The sequence below is a fragment of the Mesorhizobium sp. WSM4813 genome, assembly GCF_055811555.1.
The window spans coordinates 24,678-34,544 of the sequence record NZ_JBVVQU010000063.1; the positions used below are offsets into that span (position 1 = coordinate 24,678).

The following is a 9,867-nucleotide window of genomic DNA, read 5'->3' on the forward strand; positions in this document are numbered from 1 at the left end:
CGCACGAAGCCTGACGGCAATGATGCTGCGGCTGTCACGCCATGCTGCCGCGCTCTGTTTTGTCGCGATGGCGGTTTTCGTCGCCATGACGGCCATGGAATTCCTCTATTTCCGCCAGTTGAGTGGTGGCCTGCCGTCGCTCGATTTGCGCTGGACCGGTTTCACCCCGGATGAGGGCATGGCCTGGCTGACGGCGCTCGGCCGCCGCGGCAGCGAGATCATTCTGGTCTGGCACTACCTGACCTTCGACCTGCTGTTCCCGGCGCTGCTGTCGCTGACATTGATCAGCCTGATCCTGGCTACGGGGCGGCGGCTGAAGAACTTCCGGGCTCTGTCCGCGCAGCTCCAGTCGCTGTTCGCGCTCGTCCTGGTGCTGCCCTACACGCTTGCCGATTATGCGCAGAACATCGCGGTGGCCCGCCTGCTCTCGGATTTCCTGTCGGCCAATCCGGATTCGCTGTCCTTCGCCTCAGCGCTGATCGTCACCAAATTCGCGCTTCTGGCGATACCGGTGATCGTCATCGCGGTTTTCCACCTGGCCGGTCAGAAACAGCGCCAAGCTTAGGACCAAGCAGGCTCAAGACTACAAATCGAACAGCGCGATCTTGCGCTTGTCGAACTTGATCGCGATCTCGCCGCGCACTAGTTTGAGCGCGGCCTCGCCGAACACGGCGCGTCGCCAGCCTTGCAAGGCCGGCACGTCGGCGGCCTCGCCCTCGGCGGCGATGCGGTCGATGTCGTCGCTGGAGGCCAGCACCTTCGAAGCGACGCCCTCCTTTTCGGCGACGATCCGCAACAGCACTTTCAACAGTTCCGCGGCGGCATTGGAGCCTTCGGGCGGCTGAAAACTCTTCGGCAGCTTCGGCATGTCTTCCCTGGGCAAGGCAAGCGCGGTGTTAATCGCGCCAAGCAGCGCCGTTGCCGTCACTGAGCGTTCCCAGCCTTTCGGCGTGGTGCGCAGCTTGCCGAGTGCTGCCGCATCGCGCGGCGCCTGCTGCGCCACCTCGTAGATAGCGTCGTCCTTGAGCACCCGGCCGCGCGGCACGTCGCGTTCGCGCGCCTCGCGCTCGCGCCATGCCGCCACCGCTTGCACGATCGCCAGCTCCTGCGGCTTGCGCAGCCGCATCTTCAGCCGCTTCCAGGCATCCTCCGGATGCGGGTCGTAGGTCTCACGCGCAGTCAGCACCTCCATCTCTTCGTTCAGCCAATGAGCGCGGTTTTCCCGCACCAGTTCGGCGCTGAGGTGCTGGTAGACCTCGATCAGATGGGTGACGTCGGCGAGCGCGTAGTCGAGCTGCTTTTCGGAAAGCGGCCGGTGGCGCCAGTCGGTGAAACGTGAGGACTTGTCGAGCCGAGCGCCGGTGATCTTCTGGACGAGCTGATCATAGGAGACGCTGTCGCCGAAGCCGCAAACCATCGCCGCCACCTGGGTGTCGAACACCGGATGCGGGACCAGGTCCCCGAGATGAACGATGATTTCGATGTCCTGGCGCGCAGCATGGAATACTTTGACGATGGCCTCGTTGGCCATCAGCCTGAAGAACGGCTTCAGGTCGATGTCGGGGGACAGCGGATCGATCAGCGCCGTCACCCCGGGCGCGGCCATCTGGATCAGGCAGAGGATCGGCCAAAAGGTCGTCTCGCGAATGAATTCGGTGTCGACGGTGACGAAATCCGACTTTTCGAACGCGGCAACAGCGGTCTCAAGTTCTTCTTGGGTGGTGATGACGTGCATCAAATCGCTTTTGGCAAAAGGGTAAGGTCTCCTTCAATTTCAGCCGCGCGGGCTTTCGTCAAGCGGCAGCCCCGGGTTCAAGACATAGGGGCCGTCATCATTGCTTCGCAGGCCCGTCGGAATCATCGTTGCGCTTGGCCAGTCGGGCGAACACCGTCGATGTGCGCAAAAGGCCGATGAAACGGCTGCGATGGCCGGCCGGAACGCCCGATCGCACCTGCATCCGGTACAGGATGACGACGACGAAGATGGCGTAGACGGTGGCGGTGAACACGAACAGCGCGCTTGGCCCGAAATACTGCATCGCCGTCGAGGCGGCGAACGGCCCGCCAATTGCGCCGAAGGAATAGAACAGCATCAGCGCCGCGTTGATCAGCACAAACTCGCCCTTGTCGGCGCGGTCGTTGGAATGCGCCGCCGATAGCGAGTAGAGCGGCATGGCGAAGCAGCCGAAGATGAAGACGATCACGAAATTGAGGGACGGGTCGCTGCGCGCCCAGAACACCAGCGCCAGCGATGCGAGCAGCGCGCAGCACGTTGTTATCAGCAGCACGGAACGCCGGTCCCAGCGGTCGGACAGATAGCCGAGCGGATACTGGATGATGGCGCCGCCGAAGATGCCGACGCTGACGAAGGTGACGACGTCGGTGACCGACATGCCGATCTGTTCGGCATAGACCGGCGACAACGTGCGGAAGGCGCTGTTGGTGACGCCGACGGCAATGCAGCCGAAGCAGCCGAGCGGCGAGATCCGCCAGACGCGGGCCAGGTCGAGTTTGACGTCTTCCGGCGGGGTCGGGTTGGAGCGGTCGCCGAGCGACACCGGCACCAGCGAGAGCGTGATCATGATCGACATGACGGCGAAGATGGCGAAGCCGCCGGCGCCGACGATCGGGATCAGGAACTGTGCGCCTGTGACCGAACCGATGTCGACCATCCGGTAGATGGCCAGCACCCGCGCGCGGTCCTTGTTGGCGGCCCCGGAATTGAGCCAGGCTTCCATGATGGTGAACAGGCCGGCGAAGCAGAACCCGCCGGCGAGGCGCAACGCGCACCACATGACCGGGTCGACGACCAGCACCAAAAGCAATGTTCCGGCCGAAGCGATCGCCGCCAGTGCGGAAAAGGCGCGCACATGGCCGACGGCCTTCATGATGTGGGTGACGGCGAGGCAGCCGAGCAGGAAGCCGGCGAAATAGAAGGTGCCCATCAGGCCGATGGTCGAGGCCGAAAATCCCTCCTGCGCACCGCGCAGCGCGATCAGGGTGCTCTGCAGGCCGTTGCCGCCGAGCAGGATGCCGGCGGCTATAAGGAGAGGAATCAGCGGACGCATGGAGGACATGAAGGAAGGCCTGTCGTTGATCTTTCTTGAACCATCGCCCGCGCCAATGCCAGCGGCAATTCCCGGCGGTTAGCAGGCCAGCGCCGACAATCAATTTCTCGGTTTGATTTTTTGCTGAGGGGGGGCGATCTTTCGCGCTCCCGATGGCGCACGCGGGTGACTTCCGTCCTACCGCAGAATTCTGTTTGTCATCAGCCATTTCACGGAGCGGGGCCACGCGTAGTTCGGACCCATGCGAAGATCGGTAAAGCCCTGCGAAACAGGTTTCCCGGTTTCTGCGTCGAGTATGCGAATGAACATGGTATGTTCTGTTCGGTTGACGCGCGTCACGACGTCCAGCAGCGCAAGAGATGCGCCGTGCTCTTTGGCGATTTTGCTTTCACAGCCACCGCAATTGCGCAATCCGTGCGGTGCAACCGCCTGCTCATCTGTCGCTGGCGCATCAACCACTGTAATACGTCCGGACTGGGAGAGCATGTCCTTCGCAACTTGTGCCGACTCGGACAGATAGCGCCTATCGTGTTCATCCGGCGGAATTATTCCTGCCCCGGCGCTCTTATCCTCCAATTCGAATGGAAACACCTCGATTGACATCGGCGTTGTCTGGGCCTGTGCAAATGCGCAGGTGCCGACAAGCAGCGTCACCAGGACAGTCAATGTTCGAAAGCGCATGGTAGTCGTCCCGTCAATATGACGGCCATTGTACACCGCTTGACCACCCCGATCACGATCGAGCGGAGCAAATTCTACGCTTTGACTGTGGTGTGGAGTTTTCACACAGCCAGGGTTTACAAGCCGAAGTTCAAACCGAGAGATGCTGCCCGTGCGCCGCCTGCCTTGACAAAGGCGGCCTCTCATGTGCTTTTCGCCCAAATTTTCGGGCCGGGCCATCATGCCTTGGCCGCAATCAACATCCGGACTTATCAATGACAATGCATCGTTACCGCAGCCATACCTGTGCCCAGTTGAGGAAGAGCGACGTCGGCTCTTCCGTTCGTCTGTCGGGCTGGGTGCATCGCGTTCGCGACCATGGCGGCCTGCTCTTCATCGATCTGCGCGACCATTATGGCCTGACCCAGATCGTCGCCGACCCGGATTCGCCGGCCTTCAAGGTTGCCGAGACCGTGCGCGGCGAATGGGTGATCCGCGTCGACGGCGAGGTCAAGGCGCGACTGGCCGAGACCGCCAACGCCAATTTGCCGACCGGCGAGATCGAGGTTTTCGCGCGCGAGATCGAGGTGCTGTCGGCGGCCAAGGAATTGCCGCTGCCGGTGTTCGGCGAGCCGGATTATCCCGAGGACATCCGTCTCAAATACCGCTTCCTCGACCTGCGCCGCGACACGCTGCACAAGAACATCGTGGCACGTACGAAAATCATCGCCGAGATGCGCAAGCGCATGGGCGAGGTCGGCTTCACCGAATTCTCGACGCCGATCCTGACCGCTTCGTCGCCCGAAGGCGCGCGCGACTTCCTGGTCCCGTCGCGCATCCATCCCGGCACCTTCTACGCTCTGCCGCAGGCACCGCAGATATATAAGCAATTGATCATGGTGTCGGGCTTCGACCGTTACTTCCAGATCGCGCCCTGTTTCCGCGACGAGGACCCGCGCGCCGACCGCCTGCCGGGCGAATTCTACCAGCTCGACCTGGAGATGAGCTTCGTCGAGCAGGACGACGTACTGGCGACCATGGAGCCGGTAATGCGCGGCGTGTTCGAGACCTTTGCCGCCGGCAAGCCGGTGACGCAGGAATTCCAGCGCATTCCTTACGATGTGGCGATGCGCAAATACGGCACCGACAAGCCGGACCTGCGCAACCCGATCGAGATGCAGGCGGTCTCCGATCATTTCCGCGATTCCGGCTTCAAGGTGTTCGCCAACATCCTTGCCAACGACCCGAAGGCCGAAGTCTGGGCCATTCCGGCCAGGACCGGCGGCAGCAGAGCCTTCTGCGATCGCATGAATTCCTGGGCGCAAGGCGAGGGCCAGCCCGGTCTCGGCTACATCTTCTGGCGCAAGGAAGGCGAAAAGCTCGAAGGCGCCGGTCCGCTCGCCAAGAACATCGGCGAGGAGCGCACCGAGGTGATCCGCCTCCAGCTTGGCCTTGCCGATGGCGACGCCGCCTTCTTCGTCGCCGGTGACCCGAAGAAGTTCGTCTCGTTCGCGGGAGCGGCGCGCACCCGCGCCGGCGAGGAGCTGAACCTTGTCGACCGCGACCGCTTCGAACTGTGCTGGATCGTCGACTTCCCGTTCTACGAATGGAACGAGGACGAGAAAAAGATCGATTTCGCCCACAACCCATTTTCGATGCCGCAAGGCGGCATCGATGCGCTCAACGGCGAGGACCTGCTCGGCATCAAGGCGTTCCAGTATGACATGGTCTGCAATGGTTTTGAGATCGCCTCCGGCGGCATCCGCAACCATTTGCCGGAAACGATGGTCAAGGCATTCGAAATCGTCGGGCTGGACCGCGAGACGGTCGAGGAGCGCTTCGGTGGCCTCTACCGCGCCTTCCAGTACGGAGCACCGCCGCATGGCGGCATGGCGGCCGGCATCGACCGCGTCGTTATGCTTTTGGTCGGCGCCAGGAACCTGCGTGAAGTGACGATGTTCCCGATGAACCAGCAGGCCTATGACCTGTTGATGAGCGCGCCGTCGGAAGCCAGCCCGCAGCAGCTTCGCGAATTGTGGCTGCGCGTCGCCGTGACCAAGAAAGAGGGTTAAAAACCTCCCGCAACCGATTCTAAACGCTGTTGGTTTGCGCTGCCCCTCATTGCCCTGCCGGGCCTTTCTCCTCGTATAGTGACGGAGAAAGAGCCGTCACGAATGGTTTCGCCAGCTGCCTGCGTTGCAAAATGGGCGCCAACGTCGCGGCGATCTCCCTTCTCCCCGTCACTATACGGGGAGAAGGTGCCGGCAGGCGGATGAGGGGCGGCGCTGACACTTCCAATGCAAGCGCATTTTGCAAAACCGGCCAGAGACGTGCCGGTCAGTCCTCGTTCGCCTTGACTGTCACGCCAAGTGTCTTCGTCAGGTCCACCGGGTTGGACATGGCGCCCGCCATGATCAGCGCGAACGGCACCGCCGCCGGCGGCTCGGCCAAGATTTCGAGGCTCTGCGGATCGTCGAGAAATTTGCCGACCGCCGCCGACACCTGCGCCGTCAATTCGGGGTTGTTGAGCTGCGCCATACCGAAAGGCACGATCGCCTTGGCCTGGTTGGCGATGTCCTTGCCGGACATGCCTTGCTGCTTGCCGACATAATCCAGCACCTTGTTGGTCAGCGAATCGTCGTCGAAGCGGATCGAAGCGCTGTTGAACGAAAGCTGCTGCAGCACGCCGAGCATGGCCATGCCTTGCGCCGAATTGTCGGCGCCTTCCGGCTGAGCCGCCATCTTCTTCTGCATCTCCTGCAGCGACTTGATGACGTCCAACGTGTAGCCGCCGAGACCGAAGGTCATGCCGAGCGTTCCGGCATTGTCGACGGAGATGTCGTATTTCGACAGCTCCATCTTGCCGTCCGCAGGCTGCCAGGTGCCCTCCATTGCTAGGTTTCCGGTGATGTTCTGGTAACCGAGCGCGTTGATCACGTCCTTGGACTTCGGGTCCTCGACCAGCGTCAGGTCGGCATTGAACTTTTCCGTGGTCCCGGAAAATTCCATCGCCTTGCCGTCGGCCGGTGGGGTGATTTCGATGGCGAGCCCGTCCATCGAGAATGCGGTCTTGTCGGCAACCTTGACCGTCATGTTGTCGAGCTCCGCCGATTTATACATCATCATTGAACCCAGCGGGCCTGTGGCGCCGTCGGCCGGAACCGTCATGTCGTGGATGATGAAGGGGCTGAGGTCGACCGTGACGCCGTCCTCGCTGTGCTGGAACGCCGAAGTCGCGACGGTTTCGATTTCATAGCCGCCGTTGGCTTCGGTCACGCCTTCGAGTTTGACGTCGCCGATCTTGAACGCTTCCTTTTCGGCCGCCGGTTTGAACGCCACGCCTTGCAGCACCATGCTGGAGGCATCGCCCGTCACCCCGGTCCAGGAAATGTCGACGCCCTGGGCGGCGAGAGCCGCCCTCAGCCGGTCGGCGACCGCCGCATCCTGGGCGAACGCCGCGTTCAGCGGCAGCGTCAGCAAAAACGTCGAAAAAGCAAGTTTGTTGAGTGTCGAGCGTCTGATCGTCATCGCGAGTCCCCTGAGAGTATCCTGAAGATTGTCTTTTCAATTCTTTGCGCCGTCACCCTTCCGTGACGAACTGGACGGGAAAAAGGCGTTCTCCCGCACAATGGGCGAAAACCACGGCGAAAGGCAAATCCGATCCATTGCCATAGAGCCGGGATGTAACCGATTGATGTTGGTCGGCGCAGCAGTGCGTTTAGCTCGTGTTGCGGAAGGGCGGCGCGTTCAAGCGCCTCTTGCCGCGAATCACCCGCTCGGCTAGTCCCAGCCCATGGGAAAAAGGCTTTTGCCGCCTGGCGATGGCGGTGGCGACAACATCGAGCCGGTCGATCTGAAGAAAGCGCTGGAAGAGCGCTATCTCGCCTATGCGCTGTCGACCATCATGCACCGGGCGCTGCCGGATGTGCGCGACGGGCTGAAGCCGGTCCATCGCCGCATCATGCATGCCATGCGGTTGCTCAGGCTCAACCCCGACCAGGGGTTCGCCAAATGCGCCCGCATCGTCGGCGAGGTGATGGGCAAGTTCCATCCGCATGGCGACCAGTCGATCTACGACGCCCTGGTGCGGCTGGCGCAGGATTTTTCTATGCGCTATCCCCTGGTCGACGGGCAGGGCAATTTCGGCAATATCGATGGCGATAACGCCGCCGCCATGCGCTACACCGAAGCGCGCATGACCGACGTGGCGACCGAACTGCTGTCCGGCATCACCGAGGATGCGGTCGACTACCGGCCGACCTACAATGAGGAGGATGAGGAGCCGGTCGTGCTGCCCGGCGCCTTCCCGAACCTGCTCGCCAACGGCTCGTCCGGCATTGCCGTCGGCATGGCGACCTCCATCCCGCCGCACAATGCCGCCGAGCTCTGCGACGCGGCGCTGCATCTGATCGAGCATCCGGATGCGCCGGTGACGACGTTGATGGACTTCGTCCAAGGTCCGGATTTCCCGACCGGCGGCATCATCGTCGATAGCCGGGCCTCGATCCTCGAAGCCTACGAAACCGGTCGCGGTGGTTTCCGCGTCCGGGCGAAATGGAGCCAGGAGGACCAGGGCAGGGGCACCTGGAGCATCGTCGTCACCGAAATCCCCTACGGCGTCCAGAAAGCGCGGCTGATCGAAAAGATCGCCGAGCTTCTGATGGCGCGCAAATTGCCGCTGCTCGAAGACATCCGCGACGAGAGCGCCGAAGACGTCCGCGTTGTGCTGGTGCCGAAGAGCCGTTCGGTCGATCCCGGCATCCTGATGGAATCGCTGTTCAAGCTGACCGAGCTCGAAAGCCGCTTTCCGCTCAACATGAACGTCCTGTCGCGCGGCAAGATACCCAACGTGCTGTCGCTGAAAGGCGTGCTTAGGGAATGGCTGGAGCACCGCCGCGAGGTGCTGATCCGCCGCTCCAGGCATCGCTTGGGCGAGATCGAAAGGCGGCTGGAGATCCTCGCCGGCTATCTGATCGCCTATCTCAACATCGACGAGGTGATCAGGATCATCCGCGAGGAGGACGAGCCCAAGCAAGTTATGATGGCTCGCTGGTCGCTCACCGACAACCAGGCCGAAGCCATCCTCAACATGCGGCTGAGGGCCCTGCGCAAGCTCGAGGAATTCGAGATCCGCAAGGAATTCGACGGCCTCACTATCGAGAAAAAGCAGATCGAGACGCTGCTTGCGTCCGACGCCAGGCAGTGGTCGACGATCAAGTGGGAAGTCTCCAGCATCCGCGAGAAATTCGGACCGGAAACCGAACTCGGCAAGCGCCGGACCCAGTTCGCCGACGCGCCCGAACATGACCTGACCGACATCGCCCATGCGATGATCGAGCGCGAGCCGGTCACCGTGGTCGTTTCGGAAAAGGGCTGGCTCAGGGCAATGAAAGGTCATCTGACCGACCATTCGTTGCTGACCTTCAAGGAGGGAGACAGCCTCAAGCTCGCCTTCCACGCCCAGACCACCGACAAGGTGCTGGTCTTCACCACCGGCGGCAAGTTCTACACGATCGGCGCCGACCGGCTGCCGGGCGGACGCGGCCACGGCGAACCGATCCGCATCATCGTCGACATGGACAACGACCAGGACATCGTCACCGCCTTTGTCCATGATCCCAAGCGCAAGCTGCTGCTGGTGTCTCACGACGGCAACGGCTTCATCGTGCCGGAAGAGGAAGTCGTCGCCAACACCCGCAAGGGCAAGCAGGTCATGAACGTCAAGGCGCCCGACGAGGCCCAGCGCTGCGTGCCGGTCGCTGGCGACCATCTCGCCATCGTCGGCGAGAACCGCAAGATGCTGGTCTTCCCGCTAGCCGAGATTCCTGAGATGGGTCGCGGCAAGGGCGTTCGCCTGCAGAAATACAAGGACGGCGGCGTCCTCGACCTCAAGACCTTCACGCTCGCAGGCGGTCTCTCCTGGCAGGATTCGGCCGACCGCACCTTCATCAAATCACGCGAAGAGCTGATTGAGTGGATCGGTGCTCGCGCCTCGGCCGGACGCATGGTGCCGAAGGGATTCCCGAGGACGGGGAAATTCGGGTAGGTAATCTCCCCTCTTGAGGGCAGGGCTATCGCATTTGAGTCATGAGCTGGAAGAGATAAGCATCGTTCCAGCCTGCACGCATCATTTTGCCAC

At 62.1% G+C, this 9,867-nt stretch carries 7 protein-coding genes; 3 read left to right on the forward strand and 4 right to left on the reverse strand.

Annotated features, from left to right (window positions below; translation table 11 throughout):
* Positions 1–19 precede the first annotated feature (19 nt).
* Positions 20–565, forward strand: coding sequence for a hypothetical protein (locus AC0L25_RS27405; RefSeq protein ID WP_473598367.1), 546 nt, complete (start codon positions 20–22; stop codon positions 563–565).
* Positions 566–583: 18 nt separating this feature from the next.
* Here AC0L25_RS27405 and rnd read toward each other — a convergent pair whose 3' ends face one another.
* The 3 genes from rnd to AC0L25_RS27420 form a co-directional block, all read right to left on the reverse strand.
* A complete protein-coding gene (rnd, locus tag AC0L25_RS27410) occupies positions 584–1,735 on the reverse strand; it encodes a ribonuclease D (RefSeq protein WP_473598368.1) in 1,152 nt (383 codons plus the stop codon).
* 97 nt (positions 1,736–1,832) lie between these two features.
* Positions 1,833–3,077, reverse strand: coding sequence for an MFS transporter (locus AC0L25_RS27415; protein ID WP_287055035.1), 1,245 nt, complete (start codon positions 3,075–3,077; stop codon positions 1,833–1,835).
* Between the two features lie 168 nt (positions 3,078–3,245).
* Positions 3,246–3,749, reverse strand: coding sequence for a DUF2380 domain-containing protein (locus AC0L25_RS27420; RefSeq protein ID WP_473598369.1), 504 nt, complete (start codon positions 3,747–3,749; stop codon positions 3,246–3,248).
* 260 nt (positions 3,750–4,009) lie between these two features.
* Here AC0L25_RS27420 and aspS point away from each other — a divergent pair, with 260 nt between their 5' ends.
* Positions 4,010–5,800, forward strand: a complete 1,791-nt coding sequence (aspS, locus tag AC0L25_RS27425) for an aspartate--tRNA ligase (RefSeq protein ID WP_473598373.1) — start codon at positions 4,010–4,012, stop codon at positions 5,798–5,800.
* A 265-nt stretch (positions 5,801–6,065) separates the two neighbouring features.
* Here the strand turns inward: aspS and AC0L25_RS27430 are convergent, their stop codons facing one another.
* Positions 6,066–7,256, reverse strand: a complete 1,191-nt coding sequence (locus tag AC0L25_RS27430; protein WP_473598370.1) for a hypothetical protein — start codon at positions 7,254–7,256, stop codon at positions 6,066–6,068.
* Between the two features lie 265 nt (positions 7,257–7,521).
* On the opposite strand from AC0L25_RS27430, the gene parC reads away from it, so the two are divergent.
* Positions 7,522–9,774: a DNA topoisomerase IV subunit A gene (parC, locus tag AC0L25_RS27435; protein ID WP_473598371.1), complete on the forward strand. Its 2,253-nt coding sequence runs from the start codon at positions 7,522–7,524 to the stop codon at positions 9,772–9,774.
* The last annotated feature ends 93 nt before the right edge of the window (positions 9,775–9,867 follow it).